The 22,803-nt window shown below is 59.2% G+C and carries 16 protein-coding genes; 3 read left to right on the forward strand and 13 right to left on the reverse strand.

Going from position 1 to position 22,803, the window contains the following annotated elements; all coding sequences use genetic code 11:
* Nucleotides 1-4: 4 nt before the first annotated feature.
* The 6 genes from lpxA to Q0677_RS04890 all read right to left on the reverse strand — a co-directional run bounded on the left by lpxA (nt 5) and on the right by Q0677_RS04890 (nt 8,513).
* On the reverse strand, nt 5-802 hold the full coding sequence (lpxA, locus tag Q0677_RS04865) for an acyl-ACP--UDP-N-acetylglucosamine O-acyltransferase (protein WP_298906521.1): 798 nt from the start codon (nt 800-802) through the stop codon (nt 5-7).
* Between the two features lie 2 nt (nt 803-804).
* The gene (gene fabZ / locus Q0677_RS04870; RefSeq protein WP_298906522.1) at nt 805-1,269 is read right to left on the reverse strand and encodes a 3-hydroxyacyl-ACP dehydratase FabZ; all 465 of its coding nucleotides are present in this window, start codon (nt 1,267-1,269) and stop codon (nt 805-807) included.
* Between the two features lie 87 nt (nt 1,270-1,356).
* The gene (locus Q0677_RS04875; RefSeq protein WP_298906525.1) at nt 1,357-2,076 is read right to left on the reverse strand and encodes an OmpH family outer membrane protein; all 720 of its coding nucleotides are present in this window, start codon (nt 2,074-2,076) and stop codon (nt 1,357-1,359) included.
* On the reverse strand, nt 2,030-4,258 hold the full coding sequence (gene bamA, locus Q0677_RS04880) for an outer membrane protein assembly factor BamA (protein ID WP_298906527.1): 2,229 nt from the start codon (nt 4,256-4,258) through the stop codon (nt 2,030-2,032). The genes Q0677_RS04875 and bamA overlap by 47 nt, the downstream gene beginning before the upstream one ends.
* Before the next feature lie 257 nt (nt 4,259-4,515).
* The gene (gene mfd, locus Q0677_RS04885; protein ID WP_298906529.1) at nt 4,516-7,971 is read right to left on the reverse strand and encodes a transcription-repair coupling factor; all 3,456 of its coding nucleotides are present in this window, start codon (nt 7,969-7,971) and stop codon (nt 4,516-4,518) included.
* A 53-nt stretch (nt 7,972-8,024) separates the two neighbouring features.
* On the reverse strand, nt 8,025-8,513 hold the full coding sequence (locus Q0677_RS04890) for a component of SufBCD complex (RefSeq protein WP_366940945.1): 489 nt from the start codon (nt 8,511-8,513) through the stop codon (nt 8,025-8,027).
* A gap of 218 nt (nt 8,514-8,731) precedes the next feature.
* On the opposite strand from Q0677_RS04890, the gene hemB reads away from it, so the two are divergent.
* Together hemB and Q0677_RS04900 are read left to right on the forward strand one after the other, a co-directional pair.
* Nucleotides 8,732-9,748 (forward strand): porphobilinogen synthase, encoded by a 1,017-nt coding sequence (hemB, locus tag Q0677_RS04895; protein ID WP_298906535.1) that lies wholly within the window; start codon nt 8,732-8,734, stop codon nt 9,746-9,748.
* Nucleotides 9,749-9,920: 172 nt separating this feature from the next.
* On the forward strand, nt 9,921-10,487 hold the full coding sequence (locus Q0677_RS04900; RefSeq protein ID WP_298906538.1) for a YSC84-related protein: 567 nt from the start codon (nt 9,921-9,923) through the stop codon (nt 10,485-10,487).
* Nucleotides 10,488-10,555: 68 nt separating this feature from the next.
* Here the strand turns inward: Q0677_RS04900 and Q0677_RS04905 are convergent, their stop codons facing one another.
* The gene (locus Q0677_RS04905; protein ID WP_298907497.1) at nt 10,556-11,428 is read right to left on the reverse strand and encodes an NAD(P)-dependent oxidoreductase; all 873 of its coding nucleotides are present in this window, start codon (nt 11,426-11,428) and stop codon (nt 10,556-10,558) included.
* Nucleotides 11,429-11,534: 106 nt separating this feature from the next.
* Between Q0677_RS04905 and Q0677_RS04910 the strand changes: the two genes are divergently transcribed.
* Nucleotides 11,535-14,000, forward strand: a complete 2,466-nt coding sequence (locus Q0677_RS04910) for a penicillin acylase family protein (protein ID WP_298906539.1) — start codon at nt 11,535-11,537, stop codon at nt 13,998-14,000.
* Nucleotides 14,001-14,230: 230 nt separating this feature from the next.
* Here Q0677_RS04910 and hflX read toward each other — a convergent pair whose 3' ends face one another.
* From hflX to Q0677_RS04940, 6 genes are all read right to left on the reverse strand, one after another.
* The gene (gene hflX / locus Q0677_RS04915; protein ID WP_298907501.1) at nt 14,231-15,529 is read right to left on the reverse strand and encodes a GTPase HflX; all 1,299 of its coding nucleotides are present in this window, start codon (nt 15,527-15,529) and stop codon (nt 14,231-14,233) included.
* A gap of 8 nt (nt 15,530-15,537) precedes the next feature.
* Nucleotides 15,538-15,774 carry an RNA chaperone Hfq gene (gene hfq / locus Q0677_RS04920; RefSeq protein ID WP_133488330.1) on the reverse strand — a complete coding sequence of 79 codons (237 nt, stop codon included), beginning with the start codon at nt 15,772-15,774 and terminating at the stop codon, nt 15,538-15,540.
* 165 nt (nt 15,775-15,939) lie between these two features.
* A complete protein-coding gene (locus Q0677_RS04925; RefSeq protein WP_298906542.1) occupies nt 15,940-17,478 on the reverse strand; it encodes a potassium transporter TrkG in 1,539 nt (512 codons plus the stop codon).
* Between the two features lie 9 nt (nt 17,479-17,487).
* Nucleotides 17,488-18,864, reverse strand: a complete 1,377-nt coding sequence (trkA, locus tag Q0677_RS04930; RefSeq protein WP_298906544.1) for a Trk system potassium transporter TrkA — start codon at nt 18,862-18,864, stop codon at nt 17,488-17,490.
* A gap of 157 nt (nt 18,865-19,021) precedes the next feature.
* Entirely contained in the window at nt 19,022-20,446 is a 1,425-nt protein-coding gene (locus tag Q0677_RS04935) for a sigma-54 dependent transcriptional regulator (RefSeq protein ID WP_298906546.1), read from the reverse strand.
* Nucleotides 20,443-22,674, reverse strand: a complete 2,232-nt coding sequence (locus tag Q0677_RS04940; protein ID WP_298907503.1) for a PAS domain-containing sensor histidine kinase — start codon at nt 22,672-22,674, stop codon at nt 20,443-20,445. The genes Q0677_RS04935 and Q0677_RS04940 overlap by 4 nt, the downstream gene beginning before the upstream one ends.
* Nucleotides 22,675-22,803 lie beyond the last annotated feature (129 nt).

Here is a 22,803-nt window from a genome sequence, read left to right on the forward strand (position 1 = left end):
GCGCTTACTTCGGCGTCAGGAAACCACGGTCGCTGTCGCCCGTGATGAACTCGACCATTTCACGCACATAGGCGCTGTCGCTTTCTTCGCCCAAACGTGCCGCGCGTTCCTGGAACGAGCCTTCGCCCTGTTTCAGCATCAGGAAAGCCGCACGCAAGGCGGTGATGTCCGCGCGATCCACGCCACGGCGCTTCAAGCCGACAAGGTTCAAGCCGTCCAGCTCACCACGTGGGCCTTGGACCAACGCATGCGGCAACACATCGGCGGTGACCATCGACAGCGCGCCAATAATGGCCCCGCGCCCGATGCGCACCCATTGGTGCAGACCGGACAAGCCACCAACGATCACGTCATCTTCGATCACCACATGACCTGCAACGGCCACATTGTTAACCAAGATCACCTTGTTGCCGATCTGCGCATCATGCGCCACGTGACAGCCGGCCATGAACAGCCCGTCATCGCCCACGCGTGTAATATATCCGCCGCCCGCAGTGCCGGTGTTCATCGTCACATGCTCGCGAATGCGGTTGCGCTTGCCGATGATCAGCTTGGTGTTTTCACCGGAAAATTTCAGATCCTGCGGGATTTCACCGATGACGGAAAACGGAAACACAACGGTTTCGTCGCCAATCTCGGTGTCGCCGGTAACGACGACATGCGACTTCAGCTCGACACCCTTGCCCAGCTTGACCTGAGGACCGACCGTACAAAGAGGTCCGATGTGACAGTCCGCGCCAATAACGGCGCCATCTTCGATAATGGCGCTGGCGTGGATCTTGGCCGAGGGATCAATCCCCATAGTCAGCCCTTCCCGCCGGTGACGTCGATCATCGCCATGAACGTGGCGGTGCAGGCTACCTCGCCGTCCACTTTGGCCACGCCGTCAAACTTCCAGACTTTTGCGCCACCGCGCACGGTGGTCACTTCCAGTTCCAGACGATCGCCCGGAACCACTTTGCGACGGAACTTCGCGGTGTCGATGCCCATGAAATAGACCACGGCACCCGAGCCAACCAGATCCAGCGAGAGCGAGACCATCACCGCCGAAGTCTGAGCCATCGCTTCGATAATGGTCACGCCCGGCATGATCGGAAGACCCGGGAAGTGGCCTTGGAAATGCGGCTCGTTCATCGTGACCATCTTGATACCACGGGCAAATTCACCCGCGCGGATGTCTTCAACCTTGTCCACCAGAAGGAAAGGATAGCGGTGGGGGATACATTCCTGAATAAGCTGAATATCAGCTGTGCTGGGCACGTCGACCATGTCTGTTTTTCCTTCTGTCCCGGCGCTTTTCACGCCAATTGTCTGACATCATTGATTATCAGCCCTGCGAAGGCGAAACAATCCGATTCAGTTGTTGCTGGCACCTTCCGGCGCGGGGCTCTCTGACGCGTCAGCGGGAGTTTCATCACTTGAATCGTCCGCCGGCGCGTTGGGGGTCGATAGACCATCCCCAAGTTCCTGATCGATCCGGCGAATGGCCATGTCTGTGATGTCGATGTTCTGTGCCGCAAGCAAAATGGCGCGTCGATCAAGGATGACCACAGCCCCAAGTTCGCGCACCATTCGACCCAAGATCGGACCAATACGTTCAAAGAAAGCGGTCTGCTCGCGCTCCAGAACACGTACGAACTCTTGCTCGCGCGCTTGACCTTCAGCGCGCAACTCATTGACTTTATTATCAAAAGCATCTGCAAGCGCACGAAAAGAGGTCGGATCCAGAGAGCTGCGCTGCTCGGTCAGCATCATTTCTTCCTGCGCCAGCGCGGCTTCCGCTTCGCGGGTTTCTTGCGCCAAGCGTGCGCGCTCGACTTCGACCGTCGCTAGGACACGCCGCCCATAAGCTGTTTCTGAAAACAGCCGCTGCCGATCAATCGTGACAATTTGAGAAACGGATTGAACTACTTGCTGCTGTGCCGCAGCGACCGTCGGCGACGTAACGCCAAACATTGCTGCCGAAAGCGCTGCAATGCAGGCAACATGTTGAAAAAAAGTGCCTCGGTTCACCCGAGGCACTTTCTGATCAGAACTGAGCCGAGATTGTGAGCTCGAAGTTGTTTTCTTCGTCATAGCTTTCCTTGGCCAGAACCTTGGAGTAGTTGAAGCGCAGCGGACCAATTGGGGTATCCCAAAAGATCGACGCGCCAATGGACGCCCGCAGATGCGCGCTGTCATCGATGGTTCCGCCAAGCGTATCATCCAAACCCCAGAGCGTACCTGCATCTGCGAATAGACCACCTGAGATCCCATATTCTTCCGGCAGACCCAAGGGGAACTGAGCCTCAAGACGGGCCACGGCAAACATATTGCCGCCCAGCGTATCCTGGTTCGTCGCGGTCAGATCGCGGGGACCAAGACCGTTGGTCGCAAAGCCGCGCAATTTGGACGGACCCAAACGGAAGCGATCGGTTACACGAGAATTGGCGTCATTCAGGCTGGCCAGAACCCCACCTTCGACCGTTGCCGACAATGTGACCTGGTCGTTCCAAACCCTAGTAAGCGCCTGGCCCAGAGCGGTTGCACGTACATACTGGTAATCCGCACCGATGCCACCAATATCGCCATCTACCTGGAACAGATATCCGCGTTTGGGGTCCAACCCGGTCCGGCGCGTGTCGTAGCTGTACGAGAAACCAACACCACCACCAATTTGCCGCCCGAGCGCCTCATCAGCTTTCAGCAAATCCGAACTGTCTGCGCTGACGTCGGTAATCTCGGTCCCGTCGGCGTAAACACGCAAGCCAAGGCGCGAATACTCATTGATCGGGAACGCAATCGACGGGCGGAATGCCAAAGAGCGCGTGTTGTAGAAGGACGATGCCTGATCGGTCGACTGGTAATAGGTCTCGATTGCAAACTCCAGATCGCGGCCCAAGAAAGCAGGCTCGGCGAATTTGAACGAGAAGTCTACGGTATCGTCAGTGTTCTGGAAGCTCGCCGAAATAAACTGGCCGCGGCCCAAGAAGTTGCGTTCACTGAAAGCAATGTTCAGACCGAATCCTTTTTCAAGGCTATAGACACCCCCAAGGCTGAGCGAGCCGGTCGGAGCTTCCTCGACATCAACGTCAATCACCACCTGATCCGGTGCCGACCCCTGACGAGGCTCGACTTTCGCGTCAGCGAAGAAACCAAGTGCACGCACACGTGCAGCTGCTTCACGGATTTCTCGGGGGTTGAAGGGATCCCCTTCGACTACACGGAATTGGTCGCGGATTACGCGATCCAGAGTGGTCGCGTTGCCTTCAATATCAATGCGCTCGACGATGATGCGCGGCCCGCGGGTCAGAACCAGGTCGATGTTCAGGATCTGATTGCGTTCGTCGCGGGTGACACGCGGGTCAACGCGGATGAAATCCAAGCCCTTCTGAATGGCCAGTCGCTCCATCCGGGCAATTGCATTGTCCAGCTGCGCAGGACTGAACACGTTTCCAGTTTTAATGCTCTGCGCCGCTTGGAACTCTTCAGCATCAACGCCCTCGACTTCGGAAAGAACCGTCACCTCGCCAAAGCGGAACTGCTGACCTTCTTGAACCTGGAACGTGATGAAGAAGGCGTCACGTTCACGCGAGAACTCGCTGGTGACACCGGTTGTCTTGAAGTCCACATAGCCGCGCGACTGATAGAAATCTGTCAACACGCGTTTATCAAACTCGATCCGTTCCGGAACGTAGGAGTCGCGCTGGATCAATGCACGCAGGATGCCGGCCTGCTTGGTTTCCAGAACCCGGCGCAGTCGCCGATCCGAGAACTTGCGGTTACCGACAAAGGACAGACGCTCGACTTCCGTGTTTTTGCCTTCGACCACTTCAAACACAACATCGACACGGTTATTCGCGCGGCGAATGATCTTTGGCGTGACCTGCGCAGCCAAGCGGCCTTGCGCCTGATAAACTTCGACAATGGTCTGCACGTCTTCTTCGGCTGTTGCCGGGCTGAACACCTGGCGCGGCTGCGACTTCAGCAGATCTTCGAAGATCTCATCTTTGACCTTGCGGTTGCCCTCTACCGAGACGACGTTGATGGTCGGATATTCGCGGACCTGAACGACCAAAACATTTCCGCGGGGAATGACTTTGACATCTTCGAACAGGCCGGACGCGACGAGGCGCTGGTAGCCATCGTTCAACTGTGCGGCGCTGACCGTCTCGCCCTGAGCGATTCCCAGATAGGACAGGATGGTTGCAGCCTCAATTCGCTGCGTGCCCTCGATCTCGACCTTACTAAACGAATACGTCTGTGCCTGAGCGGTCATCGGAAGGGTGGCAGCCCCCCCTGAAATTGCTAGCAAAATTGCCAATCCACTGCTGCTGGCCAGTCCTCTCAGCGCTTTAAATGCGGTTGTCCCGGCTGCGCTGCCAGACCCCTCGAAAAATGCCATGCTTCTATCTTTCTTTAGACATCCCAGTGCCCACGTGGATAAGGGGTCAAAACCGCCTTGTCAAAGCGCGAAACACGGTGTTTGCAAGGTGTTGCACATCTGGCCGCCTTGGGGCGCAAATCCTGATCGGATCAGGCTTTCTTTTCTTGTGCCTTGGCCTCTTTCACCTTCATCGCCAGATCCTGCGCAATCGCAAAAGCGCCGCGGATCTTGTCCGAGGTTTTGCGCCAGTCGCGCCGCACCACAATCTTGTTGTCGCGCACCTTCGCCAAACCGTTCTGCGCCTGAATGAATTCGACCAATCCAACGGGCGAGGCGAACTTATCATTGTGGAACTGGATCGTCGCCCCTTTCGGCCCGCCATCCAGCTTGGCAATGCCTGCACGCTTACACATACCCTTGATGCGCACGATCAGCATCAGGGTGTTCACCTCTTTCGGAAGCGGACCGAAGCGGTCGATCAGTTCGGCAGCAAAGCCCTCCAGCTCGACCTTTTTGGACAGCGACGACAGACGACGATAGAGGCCTAGACGCACATCAAGATCAGGGACGTAAGTATCTGGTATCAATACAGGAACACCAAGATTGATCTGCGGCGCCCAGCTGCTGTCCGCGTCCGAAAGACCTTCCAACTGACCCGACTTAATCTTGGCAATCGCCTCTTCCAACATCTGTTGATAAAGCTCATAGCCTACTTCGCGCATCTGGCCGGATTGCTCTTCGCCCACCAGATTGCCCGCACCGCGAATGTCCAAATCCTGGCTCGCCAGCGTAAACCCAGCCCCCAGCGTGTCCAGAGACCCCAGCACGCGCAGACGTTTCTGCGCCGTTTGCGTCAGCGGTACACGCGGCTTGGTGGTAAGATAGGCATAGGCGCGGGTTTTCGATCGGCCCACCCTGCCCCGGATCTGGTAAAGCTGCGCCAACCCGAACATATCGGCGCGGTGCACGATCATCGTGTTCGCGGTCGGAATGTCGATGCCGCTTTCCACAATCGTCGTGGCCAGCAGGACATCATACTTGCCGTCATAGAAGGCGTTCATGCGGTCATCCAGCTCGCCCGCGGCCATCTGGCCATGGGCAGTCACAAAGCTGACCTCGGGCACGTGGTCTTTCAGGAAGGCCTCGATGTCTGGAATATCCTTGACGCGCGGCACCACATAGAAGCTTTGCCCGCCGCGATAGTGCTCGCGCAGCAGCGCCTCGCGGATCGTCACCCCGTCGAATTCCGAGACATAGGTGCGGATCGACAGACGGTCGACGGGCGGCGTGCCGATGATCGACAGATCGCGAACGCCGGATAGAGACATCTGCAATGTGCGCGGGATGGGCGTGGCCGAGAGCGTCAGGACATGCACATCCGAACGCAATTCTTTCAGCCGTTCCTTGTGGTTCACGCCAAAGCGCTGTTCTTCGTCGACGATCAACAGGCCAAGGTTTTCGAACCGCACATCTTTGGCCAGCAACGCATGGGTGCCGACGACAATATCCATCGTGCCACGCGACATGCCCTCGCGGGTGCGTTTGGCTTCCGCCTGCCCCACGAAACGCGACAGCTGCCCGACATTGATCGGGAAGCCCCGGAAGCGTTCCGAGAAGCTTTTGAAATGCTGACGAGCCAGCAATGTCGTGGGGGCAATCACCGCGACCTGCTGGCCAGACATTGCGGCTACAAAGGCCGCGCGCATGGCAACTTCGGTCTTGCCAAAGCCCACATCGCCGCAGACCAAACGATCCATCGGACGACCCGAGGCTAGATCCTCGATCACATCTTCAATGGCAGACAGCTGATCATCGGTTTCCTGATAGGGGAACCGGGCCGAAAACTCTTCCCACGCATGATGCGGCGCTTCCAATGTCGGCGCCTTGCGCAGCTCGCGTTCGGCGGCCAATCGGATCAGCTTGTCCGCAATCTCGCGGATACGCTCTTTCAGCTTGGCTTTCTTGGCCTGCCACGCGCCGCCGCCCAACTTGTCCAGAAGCCCGGTGTCTTGGCCGAACTTCGACAGAAGCTCGATGTTTTCAACGGGCACAAACAGGCGATCCCCGCCCGCATATTCCAAGGCGAGGCATTCATGCGGCGCGCCCATCGCTGTGACGGTTTCCAGCCCGTTATATTTGCCGACCCCGTGGTCGACGTGGACGATCAGATCACCCGGAGACAGGCTTTGCGCCTCGGTCAAGAAGTTCTCGGCACGACGCTTGCGCTTGGGCGCGCGGATCAGGCGGTCGCCCAATACGTCTTGCTCCGAGATCACCGTTAGCCCCGGCCCCTCGAACCCGTGCTCCAGCGCCCAGACCGCCAGATAGATGCCGCCCGCAGCATCCGGTACGTCGCGGAAATTTGTGATCATCTGACTTGTGATCACACCTTCATCGGAGAGCAGCCCCTGCAAACGCTCCCGCGCGCCTTCAGAGTAAGACGCGACGATAACCGATGTCTCATGTTTCGCTTCAATATGATCCGCCAGCGATTTGAAAAGATTTACATTCTCCTGCTGACGCTCGGGCGAGAAATTGCGCCCGATCCGTCCGCCGCCATCGACCACACCCGCGCCTGTGGGCTGCGGCAATGCCGTCAACTGGACCACACGACGCCCATCAAGCGCGGTCGCCCAAGCCGGATCATCCAGATACAGCAGATCCGGCGGACAGGGTTTATAGACGCTGTCCATCCGGTTCTTCGCGTTCATCGCGATCTTGCGGGTCTCGTACTGGTCGGTAATCGCCTCCCACCGGGCAAGGCGCGCGGGGTCCAGCCCGTCATCCAACATCACCGAGGCATCGGGCAGGTAGTCAAATAGGGTTTCCAGCTCTTCATGGAAGAACGGCAGCCAATGTTCGATGCCCTGATGCTTGCGCCCGGCCGACACGGCCTCGTAAAGCGGATCGTCCGATCCAGCGGCCCCGAACTCAATCCGATAGTTCTGACGGAACCGCGTGATCGCGGCCTCGTCCAGAATGACCTCGGAGACCGGGGCGAGTTCAATCCCCTTCAGGCTTTCGGTTGTGCGCTGGGTGGCGGGATCGAAGCGACGGACCCCATCCAAAACGTCTCCAAACAGGTCCAAGCGCACAGGGCCGCTTTCACCGGGTGGGAAAATGTCGATGATCCCACCGCGCACTGCGAAATCCCCCGGTTCCATCACCGTTGGGGATTGCGAAAAGCCCATGCGTACCAGAAACGCGCGCAGGGCATCCACGTCCAACAGGTTGTCCACGCTGGCGACAAAGCTGGCCTCGGCCAAGGTCGCGCGGGCGGGCAAGCGTTGGGTGACGGCGTTCAGCGTGGTCAGAAGGACAAATCGCCCCTTGATCTGCCCCGTCGCCAACCCGGCCAAGGTCGCCATCCGCGCCGCAGACACGTCCGCATTGGGCGACACCCGATCAAAAGGCAGACAATCCCAGCCGGGGAACGTGACACAGGTCACGTCCGGCGCAAAAAAGCCAAGCGCCGCCTGCATCGCCGCCAGCCGCTTTTCATCCCGCGCCACATGAACAACCGGCCCGCCAGACCGGTCGAGTTCCTTCACAAGAAGGGTCGCGTCAAAGCCCTCGGGGGCGCCAGAAAGAATAAGCTTGTCCATGCGGCGGATGTATCCGTGCAGTTGGGGCCACGCAAGGGCCGGGTCATTTGGGATTACCTTAGTACGCCATAGGCAAGGTTGTGATACATACCCCACAGCGCGGTGATCAGGATGGCAAGCATGCCGATCAATTGCACCATCAAGCGGTGCCGCAGCAGGTAGCGGCGCAAGGCCTCTCCTTCAAGTGCTTGGCTTTGGATCGTAATAGCTGTGCGTGCAGAGAGCAGTCCGACAAATACCATCGGAAACATCAACAGAAACACGGCTTGGGCGAACTCTATGCCATACCAAAATCCAAGTATGATCAGGGATGTCAGCACGGCCGAGGCAACGGCAATCAGGGACATTCCAGATTGGACGGGAAGAGACGTGATGCGGTTGCAGTTCACCCGCACGATGGCTTCCAGATCCTCTTGCGCCTCGCCCTCATGACGACCGGCGCGCTGGATCATGTCATAGGGCACGCCCATCACCCAATAGCTGGCCATCGACCACGCCACGGCAAGCCCAATCCAATACCACAGGTTGGAAAAAGACCGCATATCAATGATTTCGAAAAGGGTGGCGTAAATATCCAACTTTGGTTCCCTGCTGGTGGTCCTAATGCGTTTCACCCTAGCGTTGGGGCGGAGCCTGTGCCAGCGGGAACAGCCGGGAGAACGGAAAATTGCGGACTTGTGAACTGGCCAGACCCGTGGCAGGAAGTTTCAGATCACTTTTATGGCCCTGACACGGTCAAGTCACAGCCAAGGAGAGCCTCGTGAGCCGCATTCCTCAGCCCAATACAGTCGCCCCCTTCCCCGCCACGCGCCTGCGCCGCACGCGATCGTCCGGGGCGTTGCGCGATCTGGTGCGAGAAAACACGCTGACCGTGGCGGATTTGATTTGGCCGGTTTTCGTGGTCGAAGGCGAGAATGTGGAACAACAGATCCCCTCGATGCCCGGTGTGACCCGGAAATCGGTGGATCTGGTGGTAGAGGCCGCGCGCGAGGCGCATGCATTGGGCATCCCGGCGATTTGCATCTTCCCCTATACTGATCCCGCGCTGAAGACCGAAACCTGTGAAGAGGCTTGGAACCCTGACAACCTGTCGAACCGCGCCATTCGGGCGATCAAGGCCGCTGTGCCCGGGATTGCTGTGATGACTGACATCGCGCTGGATCCCTATAACGCCAATGGCCATGACGGGATCGTTCGTGACGGTGAAATCGTCAACGACGAAACGGTCGAGGCGTTGGTCAAAATGGCGTTGGCGCAGGCTGAAGCCGGGGCCGATATCCTTGGCCCCTCGGACATGATGGACGGGCGTATCGGTGCGATCCGTACTGCGATCGAAGCCGCCGGGTATCACAACCTGACAATCATGAGCTACACCGCGAAGTACGCGAGCGCCTTCTACGGTCCGTTCCGCGACGCGGTTGGAGCTTCGGGCGCGCTGAAGGGCGACAAAAAGACCTATCAAATGGACCCCGCCAACAGTGACGAGGCGATGCGTCTGGTGGAACGCGACCTGCAAGAGGGCGCGGATATGATCATGGTCAAACCCGGCATGCCCTATCTGGATATCTGCCGGCGCGTGAAAGACAGCTTCGGCGTGCCGACCTTCGCCTATCAGGTGTCAGGCGAGTACGCGATGCTGATGGCAGCGTCTCAAAACGGTTGGCTGGACGGTGACAAAGTAATGGCTGAAAGCCTGATGGCGTTCAAACGCGCCGGATGTGACGGCATCCTTACCTATTTCGCCCCCCGCATGGCGCGTCTTCTGTCCGAGAGCTAAGCCCACAATCGCCACAGGCAATTTTCCGCAGCACGCCGCAGTTCTGGGTGACAGCCCGGACGCGATCCGCTATATTTTGTGTCAAAGCGGACACAGAGCCGCATTCGAGCAACCCGGTCGATCTCATGCCTTAGCGGTATGGCGGCCCAGCATGAGGCATAAAGGCAAAAACATGCAACTTTCGAAATTTACGCGACGTGGACTTCTGGCCGGCATGGTCGGCGCAGGCTTGGCGCTCGCCGCCTGTGACAACAGCGTCGGCTCAAACGGTGGTGCGCGGATCGACGCGCGGGCGGACAGCGCCATGTCCTATCTCTATAACCGCTACCCCGATACCCGCGAGTTGGCCGAAAAATCGTCCGGGCAGCTGGTGATGCCATTGGTCACTGAGGCGGGACTTGGCCTTGGCGGTGCCTACGGACGCGGCGCGCTGCGGATCAACGGCGTGACAGTAGACTACTACGCCCTGACCCAAGCCAGTGCCGGCCTTCAGATCGGCGCCCAGCAGTTCGCCCATGTGCTGTTCTTCATGACCGATGAAGCGCTGCAGAGCTTCCGCGCAGATGCGGGTTGGGTGGCTTCGGCTGACATCAAATACGCCTTCCAGAACGAAGGCGACCGCCTGACGGCAGACACGATCACCTCGTCCTCTCCGGTTGTGGCCGTGGTGTTCGGGCAAACCGGTCTGATCGCGGGCGCGTCGATCGAAGGCGCGAAATACACCCGTGTCATCCCCTGATCCGAGACAGAACCAGAAATGTTTAGGGCGGCCTCAGAGCCGCCCTTTTTCGTTTTGTGTGGTTGCGTTTAGACGAGGGCGCGCAGCCGTTTGATCAGGCTCGACGTATCCCAACGCCCGCCACCCAGTTTCTGAACATCCTTATAGAACTGGTCGACCAACGCCGTGACGGGCAGGCTTGCGCCGTTCTCGTTCGCCGTGTTCAGACAGATCCCCAGATCCTTGCGCATCCAATCGACCGCAAAGCCATGCTCAAAGTGGTCATCCGCCATGGTCTCGTGCCGGTTCACCATCTGCCAACTGCCTGCGGCGCCGCCTTGGATCACGTCGACAACCTCGCGGATGTCCAGACCGGCTTTTTCGGCAAAATGCAGCCCTTCGGACAGTCCCTGAACCAACCCGGCGATACAGATCTGGTTCACCATCTTGGTCAGCTGTCCCGCGCCGCTTTCGCCCAGTCGTTTTACGGTGCGGCCATAGGCCTGCATGATCGGTTCAGCCGCGTCATAAGCCGCCTGATCACCGCCACACATGATTGACAGAACTCCGTTTTCGGCCCCGGCCTGACCACCAGACACGGGCGCATCCACGAAGGACACGTCAGCAGCTTTTGCTTCTGCATAAAGCTCGCGCGTTACGGCGGCGGACACTGTGGTGTGATCCACGAAAATCGCGCCGTCTGACATCCCGGCCAGAGCCCCTTGATCCCCCAATACGACCGAGCGCAAGTCGTCGTCATTGCCCACGCAGGCCATGACAAAATCCGCGCCCATCGCTGCCTCGCGCGGGGTCGAGGCCCATTTGCCACCATGCTCTTTCGCCCGGGCTTCGGCCTTGGCCGTCGTCCGGTTGTACACTGTGACCTCGTGACCCTGTGCAACAAGGTGACCCGCCATCGGATAGCCCATCACGCCCAAGCCTAAAAACGCACATTTTGCCATACCAAGACCCTTTCGTTGAATTCCCATTCAGTTCACAGTAGTTACCGCTCACGAGGGCAAGTTCAACCTGCGTTTCTGACGCACGGTCCAGAAATTAGGTTTGCATATGGGCAAAATCATACTGTGGATGATCCGCGGCACCGCTGCATTGGTGGGATTGGCCGTCGCGATTATGGGGCTGGTCTATTATCTGGCATCGCAGTCCCTGCCCGACTATGACGTGACCCGCGAAACCCCCGGCATCTCCGCCCCGGTCGAGATCATCCGCAACAACGCCAACATCCCGCATATCTTGGGTGAAAATGACAGCGATGTCTTCTTTGGCCTTGGGTATGTGCACGCGCAGGATCGCCTGTGGCAGATGATGATGATGCGTCGCACCGTGCAAGGCCGCCTGTCCGAGATGTTCGGCCCGCGCACCCTGAAAACCGACGAGCTGATGCGGCGGCTGGATCTGTACACGCTGGCGCGGGGATCGCTTCAGTATCAGGACGAAGATACCAAGGCAGCGCTTTCGGCCTATGCGTCCGGTGTGAATGCCTATCTGGCGCGGGTGAATACCGAGGCTTTGGGGCGTGGTGCGCCAGAGTTCTTCCTGTTCTCAAACGAAATCTCGCCGTGGCAGCCCGTCGACAGTCTGGCGATCCTGAAGCTGATGGGCGTGCAACTGGCTGGCCAGCTGGAAGAGGAAGTCCTGCGCGCCCGCGTCTCGCTTGCCCTGCCCGAGGACCGCGTGCGGGACATTCTGCCGGACATGCCGGGCACCGGCGTCGCGGCTCTGCCAGATTACGCAGCCCTGTTTGACGAGGACGCCCCGCGCTTTGCGGCCCACGAAACACAAGACCGTCCTGACCTCTGGCCCAGCCCGAAACGTGGCTTTGCAGGGGCGTCGAACGGATGGGCAGCGGCGCCGACCCGGTCGGCTGCGGGTGGTACGCTGCTGGCCAATGACCCGCATCTGGGCTTCTCAGCCCCGTCGATCTGGTATCTGGCACGGCTAGAGCTCAGCTCGGGCGGCGTGATCGGTGGAACCATCCCCGGCATGCCCCTGATCATGGCCGGACGGACCGACGGGTTTGGCTATGGCATCACGTCTTCCTATCTGGATGATCAGGATTTGCATCTTGAGAAGCTGAACCCAGACAACCAGGACGAGGTTCTGACCCCAGAAGGTTACGCCCCGATCAAAACGCGCGGAACCATCGTGCGGGTCAAGGATGAGGCACCGGTCACGGTAACTCTAAAGTGGACCGACAACGGGCCGATCCTGCCGGCCGAGATGTATGACCTTGGCCTGATCACACCCGCGGGCCATGCGATGTCCCTGTCTTGGACGCTGCTGACCGAAAAAGACCGCTCGATGAGCGCCGGGATCGGACTAATGCGCGCCAAGACAGTGATGGATGGGATCGCCGCAGCCGCTGACTATGTTGCCCCGAGCCTGACCCTAACGATGGCGGACACGGATACAATCGCCATGAAGGTGATCGGCCAGATGCCGGGCCGCAGCCCGCGCCACCAGACGCAGGGGCGTATTCCCAGCCCGGGATGGATCAAGGATAACCTCTGGGGCGTTCCATTTAGCTACAGCGCCAACCCCGAGTTCGTTCAGCCCTCGGGCGGGATCCTTGGCAACACCAACAACAAGATCATCGACCGCCCTTTCCCGGCGCATATGAGCTTCAACTGGGGCGACAGCCAGCGCATTCAACGCTGGCAACGCCTCATGCAAGCGCGCGAGGTGCATACGCGCGACAGTTTCATCGAGGCGCAGCTGGACAGCGTATCTGTTACCGCGCGGACATTGTTGCCGCTGGTTGCCGCTGATCTGTGGTTCACGGGCGAAGCCGCCCCCGCCGGAACGCCGGAACGCGCACGCCAAGATGCGCTTGGTCTGCTCGCCGATTGGAATGGCGAGATGAGCGAGCATATGCCCGAGCCGCTGATCTATTCCACATGGATGCGCGCGCTTCAGAACCGGCTGATCCGGGACGAGCTTGGCCCATTGTCTAACGCCTTCACCCATGTCGACCCGGTCTTTATGGAACGTGTCTATCGCGACGTGGATGACGCGTCGGTCTGGTGTGATGTGATCCAATCCGCCGCCACGGAAACCTGCACGGACATGGCCCGCGTCGCGCTGGATGACGCATTGTTGTGGCTGTCTGAAAACGCTGGTGGCAAACAGGAAAGCCTGCGCTGGGGAGACTACCATCAGGCGGTCCACAAACACGCCGTCCTGGGCGATGTGCCCTTTCTGAAGTGGTTCGTAAATATCCGCCAGTCCACCTCGGGCGGGGACAATACGCTTTTGCGCGGGCTGACGGAAGGCACGGGTACGAACCCGTTCCAGAATGTGCATGGTGCAGCCTATCGCGGCGTCTATGACTTCTCGGACCCTGATAGTTCGCTCTTCGTGACCTCAACCGGGCAATCCGGCCATCCCTTGTCACGTCACTATGACGATCTGGGCGAGCTGTGGAGGAGGGGCGAGTTCACGCCCATGTCGCTGGATCCTGATCTGGCGCGTGCCGCAGCAGTTGGGATCACACGTTTGGTTCCACGTCCCTAGGCGCTCTTGCCCGTTGTCCCCGGGGGGAAACACAGGCGTGCTTTTCCCCTTATTCTATGGCCTTCAGTGTCGTTATCTCAGATTAACGATCGTCAGAGACAGGATCACATTGCGTCTGTTCAGATTGTCGTCCGAAACGCGATCTAGCGCGTCCCCACAACTGGACGATGATTGGCCACTCACGGCCAGAAGGTCACCCATTCGGGTGGCCTTCGAATTTTTCAGGGGGACTAAAGCGCAGCGAACTCCGCGGCGTGCCTATCGGTCCAAGTCACGGTGATCTTCCAGCCAGTCTCGCCCGGCTCTTCGTCTTCTACGATCCCCTTCTCAAACAACCACGCCCGCTTGCGCCCATCCGAGAAGGCAAGGTCCAGCGTGACGGTCTTGCGTGGCTCATCCAAGGCGCGGTCGATGGCGGCGACCAGATCGTCGAAGCCTTCGCCGGTGATGGCGGAGAGGGTCAGAATATCGTCATGACGGGCTGCTTCGCGGCGGCGGGCGTCAGCCTCTTCCTCGTCGAGCAGGTCCAGCTTGTTCCAGATCTCAAGCTGCGGCGTTTCTTCGTCCACCCCCAACTCAGCCATGATGGTGGCGACATCCTGCGCCTGCTCATCCGTGCCTTCGTGGCTGATGTCGCGCACATGCAGGATTAGATCAGCAGCCAGAACCTCCTCCAACGTAGCGCGAAAAGCGGCAACCAGCTGCGTTGGCAGGTCCGAGATGAAGCCCACCGTGTCCGACAGGATCACTTTGCGGCCTCCACCCTGCCCCGGCGTTTTACCCAAAGCGGGTAGTTCAATCTGTCGCATGGTCGGATCGAGCGTGGCAAACAGCATGTCTTTCGCCAGCACCTTCGCCCCGGTCATCCGGTTGAACAGCGTGGACTTGCCAGCGTTGGTATAGCCCACCAGCGCGACAATCGGGAATGGTACCTTGGCACGGGCAGCACGATGCAACTCGCGGGTCTTTACGACCTTTTCCAGCTGCTTTCGCAGACGGTTCATGTGGTCATCAATTGCGCGGCGGTCAGCCTCGATCTGGGTTTCTCCGGGTCCGCCAACAAACCCAAGTCCGCCCCGCTGGCGTTCAAGGTGGGTCCACGCCCGCACCAGACGAGTGCGTTGATAGGACAGCGCGGCCATCTCGACCTGCAACACACCTTCGCGGGTACGCGCCCGGTCCGAAAAGATCTCGAGGATCAAGCCGGTCCGGTCTAGGATTTTGACGTCCCATTCTTTTTCCAGATTGCGCTGCTGCACCGGGCTGACTGGGCCGTCAATCAGCACCAGATCCACCTCGGCGGCCTTTAGGCGCTGGCTGAGATCATCAAGCTTTCCTTTGGAAAACAGTTTGCCGGGATGCGGATCGCGCAGGCGCACGATTTCGGCGCCCTCCACTTCGAGATGAGGGAGCGCCGCCGCCAAAGACACGGCTTCTTCCAACGCGGGACCAGCGGTCCGGCGGTTGGGGTCTGAGGTCAGTTCCGGGTGAAGGACCCAAGCGCGGGTGGCCTTCTCCTCGCGTTCAATGAGGTCTGTCAGCTTTCTTCGCCGTCATAAAGATTGATCGGTTGGCCCGGCATAATGGTCGAGATCGCGTGCTTATACACCAGCTGCGACTGGCCATCGCGACGCAGAAGGACGCAGAAATTGTCGAACCAGGAAATTACACCCTGAAGTTTTACGCCGTTGATCAGAAAGATCGTCACGGGAACCTTGGATTTACGCACATGATTCAGGAATGCGTCCTGCAAGTTTTGCTTATCGGCAGCCATTTTTATTGCCTTTTTTGTTTCGTGCTGCCGGAAAACGGCAGGAATTTCACCTGATTGTCACTATGGCTTGCTCTTTTGGCGGTTTCCACCCCCAATTTACGTCGGTTCAATTCGGGTATGGCATGTAAACAACAGACACTGGTGATCTGGATGGGAGCGCCCCCGCTATCGGCGCCAGATCTCGGGGCTGAGAAGCGCGATGATGGCAAGCGTTTCCAATCGTCCCAAGATCATCGCCGAGGCCAAAACATATTTCGCAGCATCGCTGAGATCGACGATGGACAAGGGCTCGGCGCCAGCAATGTCGACCACTGGGCCGGTGGTAGTCAGCGTCGCGATGGTCAGGATCATCGCACTTTCAAAGTCCTGACCCGTCAATGCAAACAGGGCCATGATCAGGGCAACGGACAGTGCCATCAGCATGAAAAACACCCAGGCCATATAGGCACCGCGGCCGCGCAGGTGGCGTGCCTCGGTTCCTGATCCGCCGACCGAGCTAGGATGGACCAGCTTCTGCATCTCGCGCAGCCCGTGCAGGTACAACGCATAAACGCGCATCAGCTTAGCCCCGCCCGCAGTGGTGGCCACCCCGCCGCCGATCAGCGCCAGTCCCATCAGCAAAAGCCCTGGCGTTTCAAGTCCTGACCAGTTCGTGCTGGCCTCCCACGCCTGGCTTTCAAACCCAGACGTAGTAAGGAATGACAGCACGGTGAACAGCGATCCCCACAATGCGGTCAGGCCAGAGGTCAGGGTCAGCGCTTCGTCCACTTCATAGGCGCCAATCCAGTGGCGCAAAAACAGGAACCCTGTCAGCGAAACAAGGATCACGAATGCCAATCTAATTTCCGGATCACGCCACAGCGACGGAATTTCGCTGTGTTGCATATCGCTCGCAAAGGTCTGACGGGATATGGCGAAGATCAGGAAGACGGCGATCATGACCTCGCCGCCAAAGCCGGACACGCCACCCGACAGCCCGCCGACCGGGGATATCCCGCTGGTCGCCAGTGTAGACATCGCGTGGCATAGCCCTACGAAGGGCGTTTCTCCGGCAATGACCAAGCCGATCCACAGGGCCGCTGTCAGCCCAGCATAAATCGGCAACAAGCGCACGCCATAGGTTCTGATCCGGTCGGAAAAATCGGCCACACGCGTGATCTGGCTGTGTCCTGCCCCAAGCCGCGTATCCAGCGCCGAGCCACGCGCGCCAAACCGCGTGCGGACCTCGAACCCGCCAAGGGCCATCGGGGCCAGAATAGCAATCGCGCTGACCCAGATGAAGAAGCCCCCCAACCAGCCCACCATGGCCCGCCATAGATGCAGCGATTGGGGCAGCCGGTCGGGATCCGGAAACAACGTCAATCCCGTGGTCGTCAGGGCCGACACCATTTCTACATAGGCATTCAAAAACGTCGTGGTGCGCAGCGCTTGGTGAAACGGCACGGCCAGCATGATCGGCAACAGAACAAACAGCCCTAAAAGCGCCATCAAATGTCGCCGGTGCCTTGTGGATCTGGGCCGATCCGCCATCGCAATCCCAAGAAAGAAGGTCAGGAACCCAAAAAGCAATGCGCCATACAGAAACACCCGCCCCTGATAGTACTCCTCGACCGTCCACGCGAAACCAGCGGGCAGCAGCATTGCCAGAACACTGATCCCCATCAGGATCACAAGCAGCGGCAATTTGGTGATCTGGGTCAGCATGAGCGCGCCTTAGAAGAAGTCGATCGAGACCTGCAGCAGACGCTCTACCTCGGGCACGTCATCTGCCATGCAGAACAACGTCACCACATCGCCCTCGTCGATCCGGACCGAGCCCGCGGGCTTGACCACGGTCTCGCCCTTCATCAAAGCGCCCACAAGGACGCCCTCGGGAAAGTCCACATCACGGATCGCCTTGCCTGCGATGGGCGAGGTCGACAGCACCTGCGCCTCGATTACCTCGGCTTCCGCATCGCCCAGCGAATAGACCTCGCGCACTTTCCCGTGCCGGATGTGCCGCAGGATCGAACTGACCGTCTGTGTGCGCGGGTTGATATAAGCGTCGATGTTCAGAGGCTCCATCAGCCCCACAAGCGTCGGGTCATTGACCAGAGCGATGGACATCGCACAGCCCTCGGCCTTGGCGCGGACCGAGGAAAGAAGGTTGACCTTATCGTCATCCGTCACCGCCAGAATGGCATCCGCACGCGGAACGCCCGCCTCTTTCATCAACTCGCGATTCATCCCGTCGCCATGCAAAACCACCGTACGTTCCAGCGTATCTGCCGCGCGTTCTGCCACATCTCGGTTCAGCTCGATCACTTTGGCGCGGATGCGGTCGGTGCGGGTCTCAAGCTCGCGCGCAACGGCAAGCCCCACATTGCCGCCACCAAGGATCACCACACGCTCCTGTCGTTTGGTCGACTTGCCGAAGACCTCAAGCGTGCGATTCACGTCATCTGTTTTTGTGAACACATAGATCTGGTCGCCCGCAAACAGCTGGTCGCCGGGTTCGGGTGCAAACAGGCCTTTGTCGCGACGCACGCCGACCACGATGGCGCTGAGGGTGGAAAACAAGTCCGTCAACTGGCGCAGGGGCGTGTTCAGAACCGGGCAGTCGACGCCCAGCTGAATCCCCAACAGCTGAACCTTGCCGCCCATGAAGCTTTCAATATCGAAGGCCGAGGGCGCCTGAATACGCTTCAGAACCGCCTCGGCCACTTCACGTTCAGGGCTGATGACCACGTCGATCGGCAGGTGATCGCGACGATAGAGGTCGGCATAAATGGCGTCCAAATAGCTTTGCGACCGGATGCGCGCGATCTTGCGCGGGATGGAAAAGACCGAATGCGCCACCTGACAGGTGACCATGTTCACCTCGTCCGAATAGGTCGCCGCGATGATCATATCCGCGTCGCGCGCATTGGCGCGGTCCAGCACGTCTGGGTGCGAGGCGTGACCCGCAATCCCCTGCACGTCCAGCGTATCGGTCGCGCGCGCCACCAGCTCGGGGTTGTTGTCCACAACGGTCACGTCGTTCTTTTCGCCCGAAAGGTGGCGGGCGATCTGCCACCCCACCTGCCCTGCACCGCAAATGATAACCTTCATCCGGCTCTCCTTAGAACGCGGTCCTGCATCGTGTCAGGTGCCGCTTCGACCGCATGTGACATGCATCGTCCTGACGAAGGGATGGCAGATGGGCGCGGCAGGGTCAATGGTCCCGGCCGCGAGGGAATGTGCATGCGCCCAAGCGGTTACAGCTTGATCACGCGTCTGCGGCTTCTTCCTCTTCCCCAGCAACATAGGCCATCCGCGCGCCGGCTTTCGACCCGGTCACAACGCCCAGAGACTTCAGTTTGCGATGCAATGCGGACCGCTCCATGCCAACGAAATTCGCAGTGCGCGAGATGTTGCCCCCGAAGCGGTTGATCTGCGTCAGCAGGTATTCCCGTTCGAACGCCTCGCGCGCTTCCCGCAAGGGCATCATTGCTAGCGCACCCGAGACCACAACGGCCTGATCCGCGGCCTCTTCGGCAGCCGCTTCCTGCCCCGGAAGCTCGGATGCCGTGATCGGGTCAGTTCCATCGCCCAAGATCAACGCCCGTTCGACCACATTCTTCAGCTGGCGCACGTTTCCGGGCCACTGCATCGTCTGCAGCATGGCCTGCGCATCCTCGGCCAACTCGCGCAGCGGCAGGCCTTGCTCGGCATTGAACATCGAGATGAAATGCGCCGCCAGTTCGGGAATATCCTCACGCCGCTCGTCCAAAGGCGGCACGGCAATCGGCACAACGTTCAGCCGGTGATACAGCTCTTCCCGGAAGTTTCCAGCAGCGATCTCAGCCTGAAGATCACGGCTGGTGGACGACACCACCCGTAGATCGACCGAGATCTTGTCGGCCCCTCCAACCCGCTGGAACCGCTGGTCCACCAGCACGCGCAGGATCTTTGATTGGGTCCCAATGGGCATATCGGCGACTTCGTCGAAGTAGATGACCCCGCCATGGGCCTCTTCCAGCAAGCCCGGTTCGATCCCGCGTTCGTCGCTTTCGCGGCCAAACAGAACCTCTTCCATGCGGTCCGCCTCGATCGAGGCGGAATTCACCACAACCAAAGGCGCGGACGCCCGGTCAGAATTCGCATGGATAAAGCGCGCGGCCAATTCTTTACCAACCCCGGCGGGACCAGTCAGCATCACACGACCATTGGACTTCGTGACCTTTTCAAGGTTAGATTTCAACGCCTTGAACGCCGAACTTTGTCCAACCATCTCGGACGGGAGGCTATCGCGGCGCTTGAGTTCAGTGTTCTCACGACGCAGGCGGCTTGTCTCCATCGCTCTTGTGATCACAACCATCAACTGGTCGATGTTGAAGGGCTTTTCAATGAAATCATAGGCACCCTGCTTGATCGCTGCGACCGCGATTTCGATATTCCCGTGGCCCGAAATGATCACCACCGGAACCTCGGGATGCTCGCGTTTGACCATCTTCAAGATGTCGATCCCGTCCATCGCGCTGTCTTTCAGCCAGATATCCAGGATCATCAGCGCCGGAAGCTCGGCCTTGACCTGTGCGATCGCCTCGTCCGAGGTGCCCGCCAAACGGGTCGTAAAGCCTTCATCTTCAAGGATATCTGAAATCAGTTCGCGGATGTCCCGTTCGTCATCAACAATCAGAATATCGCTCATGTCGGTTCTCCTGTGGTTGCGGCTTTGGCATCGCGGGCCTTGCTACCTAACGGCAGGAAGATGCGGGCCATGGCGCCAAAATGAGCGCCGCCTCTTTCTTGTTCACTCTCAAAGACGGGCGCGTCTTCCAACGTCAGACGCCCGCCATGCTCTTCGATGATCTTCTTGACGATCGGCAGGCCCAAACCGGTGCCTTTCTCGCGCGTCGTCACATAGGGTTCAAACAGGCGGGCCCGGTCTTCGGGCAGCCCGATCCCGTTGTCGGCGACGGTGATGCATACCCCGCCATCCACGTCGTCCATGGTCACCTGCACCTCGGGCGTATGCCCTTCTGGACGATCAATTTCATACAAGCTTTCAATGGCTTCCCCGGCGTTCTTGATCAAGTTTGTCAACGCCTGACCAATCATAGTCTGGTCGATCTCGATCAGGACGGGGTGGTCTACGATCTGCGATGTAAAGCGCACGCCTTCCTGCCCAGTTTCCTGCAACAAAAGGATGTCGCGCAGAAGCTTGGTCAGGTCCGTTTCGCGCCGCTCAGGCTCGGGCATCCGCGCGAATTTCGAGAACTCGTCTACGATCCGACGCAGGTCGTTGGTCTGGCGCACAATCACGTCGGTGTATTGCTCCAACGCATCCACATCCACGCCATCGACCTTCGAGAACTTCCGCTTGATCCGCTCGGCGGACAGCTGGATCGGAGTGAGCGGATTCTTAATCTCATGCGCGATCCGCCGGGCGACATCGCCCCAGGCCGCCATCCGCTGGGCAGACACCAAATCTGTCACGTCATCAAAGGCAATCACGTAGCCTTCAAGCCCGCCTTCGTCATTCCTACGCGTGGCGATGCGCACCAGCAGGTTTTCTTGTTTGCCATTGCGGGTCAGGCGCATCTCTTGCTGGGCACTGGGCTGGCCCTGCGCAACGGCATCCAAAAGCGGCTGAAACTCTGGAACGACCAAAGACAACTCGTGCTCTTGGTCATTCTCGTCCCTCACATCCAGCAAAAGCTCGGCAGCACGGTTCAGGAACGTCACCTGCCCGTCGGCATTCAGACCAATCACCCCCCCTGTGACCGAGCTGAGCACACTGTCAAACAGACGTCGCCTGCGCTCGATCTGGTCGGTGTTTTCCAGCAAGCGATCGCGCTGCCCCTTCAGACGGCTGGTCATCTGGTTGAAGTAACGCCCCAGCATCGAGATCTCGTCGTCGCCCTCTTCCTCGATGACGCGCACATCCAGATCCCCGGCCCCAACGCGTTGCGCTGCGCTGGCCAGACGCCCCACGGGGCGCGACAGACGTTCGGCAAACCACATTCCCATCCAGATCGCGGCCAAGATCAGAATGGCGGCGAAGCCCAGATAAATCAGGCCAAACTGGAACAGACGTTGCCCACGTTGCGATTCAAGTTGATTGTAAACGCGCGCGGCCTCTTGCGTTTCGTCCACCAGATCCAGGATCTCGCCATTCACGTCGCGCGTCAAAAGGATGTAGTGATCCGAGAAGCCCTTCAGGCGGATCAACACGCGAAACTCGTTGATCTCCCAATCTTCGATCACCACGGCCTCGCCGTCTTCAGCTTTGGCAAATTGTGCGGGCGTAGGTTGTTCATAGTCGAACAGATAGGACCGCGTACCGCGCACCCGGATCGTCCCATCGCCCGAGATCACATAGGCCTCGCGCAGGCCGCGCTGAATACGCTCTTGTGCCTGCTGTAGAAGTTGCCCGACCTCGCCATCCGTCAGCAATAGCTGTGATCGCCGCTGTGCTTCTAAAAACACCTCGATGGCGCGCGCGTCTTGGATCAGACCGTCGCGGCTTTCTTCTTTATAGGCCTCAGCCGCTGCCCGCGAATTGCCCACCACTGTGCGCACCCGCTCGGAAAACCAGCCTTCAAGCCCCATATTCAAAGTCAGCATTGCAAAAATGGCCACAAGGATAGTCGGGCTAAGCGCAATGACCGCGAACACCCCAGTCAGACGTAGGTGCAAACGAGAACCGGCGCTTTCCTTGCGGCGCGCGACGATCATGCGGCTGACACCGGCCAGCACAAACCCGGCGACCAAAATAACATAGATGAGGTCCGCAAGGATGATCAGGCGAAGCGCGTTGCTGTCGGCGCCCTGCGCAAAGGGGCCAAGCGCCAAGAATGTGGTCACGGCCAAAATCGGCCCGAACACGATCATTCCAAATGCGCCGTAAGAGCTGTACTTGCGCCAACGGCGCATCGACAGGTAACGCTCGTAATTCGACTTCCGCACCGCGCGCTGCGCCACTGTGCTCGCCCTCATAAAATCTCTGTCCGCAGCCTCTTGCAGACAGTTGCCGCCAATGTGACTCGGATCTTGTGCCCGAAT

The organism is uncultured Aliiroseovarius sp. (assembly GCF_947492455.1).
Taxonomy (GTDB): Bacteria; Pseudomonadota; Alphaproteobacteria; order Rhodobacterales; family Rhodobacteraceae; genus Aliiroseovarius.

Coding starts and splice junctions, on each gene's coding strand:
- lpxA (WP_298906521.1), bottom strand. CDS start 802: ATGGGGATTGATCCCTCGGCCAAGATCCACGCCAGCGCCATTATCGAA.
- fabZ (WP_298906522.1), bottom strand. CDS start 1,269: ATGGTCGACGTGCCCAGCACAGCTGATATTCAGCTTATTCAGGAATGT.
- Q0677_RS04875 (WP_298906525.1), bottom strand. CDS start 2,076: ATGACGAAGAAAACAACTTCGAGCTCACAATCTCGGCTCAGTTCTGAT.
- bamA (WP_298906527.1), bottom strand. CDS start 4,258: ATGACCGCTCAGGCACAGACGTATTCGTTTAGTAAGGTCGAGATCGAG.
- mfd (WP_298906529.1), bottom strand. CDS start 7,971: ATGGACAAGCTTATTCTTTCTGGCGCCCCCGAGGGCTTTGACGCGACC.
- Q0677_RS04890 (WP_366940945.1), bottom strand. CDS start 8,513: ATGCGGTCTTTTTCCAACCTGTGGTATTGGATTGGGCTTGCCGTGGCG.
- Q0677_RS04900 (WP_298906538.1), top strand. CDS start 9,921: ATGCAACTTTCGAAATTTACGCGACGTGGACTTCTGGCCGGCATGGTC.
- Q0677_RS04905 (WP_298907497.1), bottom strand. CDS start 11,428: ATGGCAAAATGTGCGTTTTTAGGCTTGGGCGTGATGGGCTATCCGATG.
- Q0677_RS04910 (WP_298906539.1), top strand. CDS start 11,535: ATGGGCAAAATCATACTGTGGATGATCCGCGGCACCGCTGCATTGGTG.
- hfq (WP_133488330.1), bottom strand. CDS start 15,774: ATGGCTGCCGATAAGCAAAACTTGCAGGACGCATTCCTGAATCATGTG.
- Q0677_RS04925 (WP_298906542.1), bottom strand. CDS start 17,478: ATGCTGACCCAGATCACCAAATTGCCGCTGCTTGTGATCCTGATGGGG.
- trkA (WP_298906544.1), bottom strand. CDS start 18,864: ATGAAGGTTATCATTTGCGGTGCAGGGCAGGTGGGGTGGCAGATCGCC.
- Q0677_RS04935 (WP_298906546.1), bottom strand. CDS start 20,446: ATGAGCGATATTCTGATTGTTGATGACGAACGGGACATCCGCGAACTG.
- Q0677_RS04940 (WP_298907503.1), bottom strand. CDS start 22,674: ATGCGCCGTTGGCGCAAGTACAGCTCTTACGGCGCATTTGGAATGATC.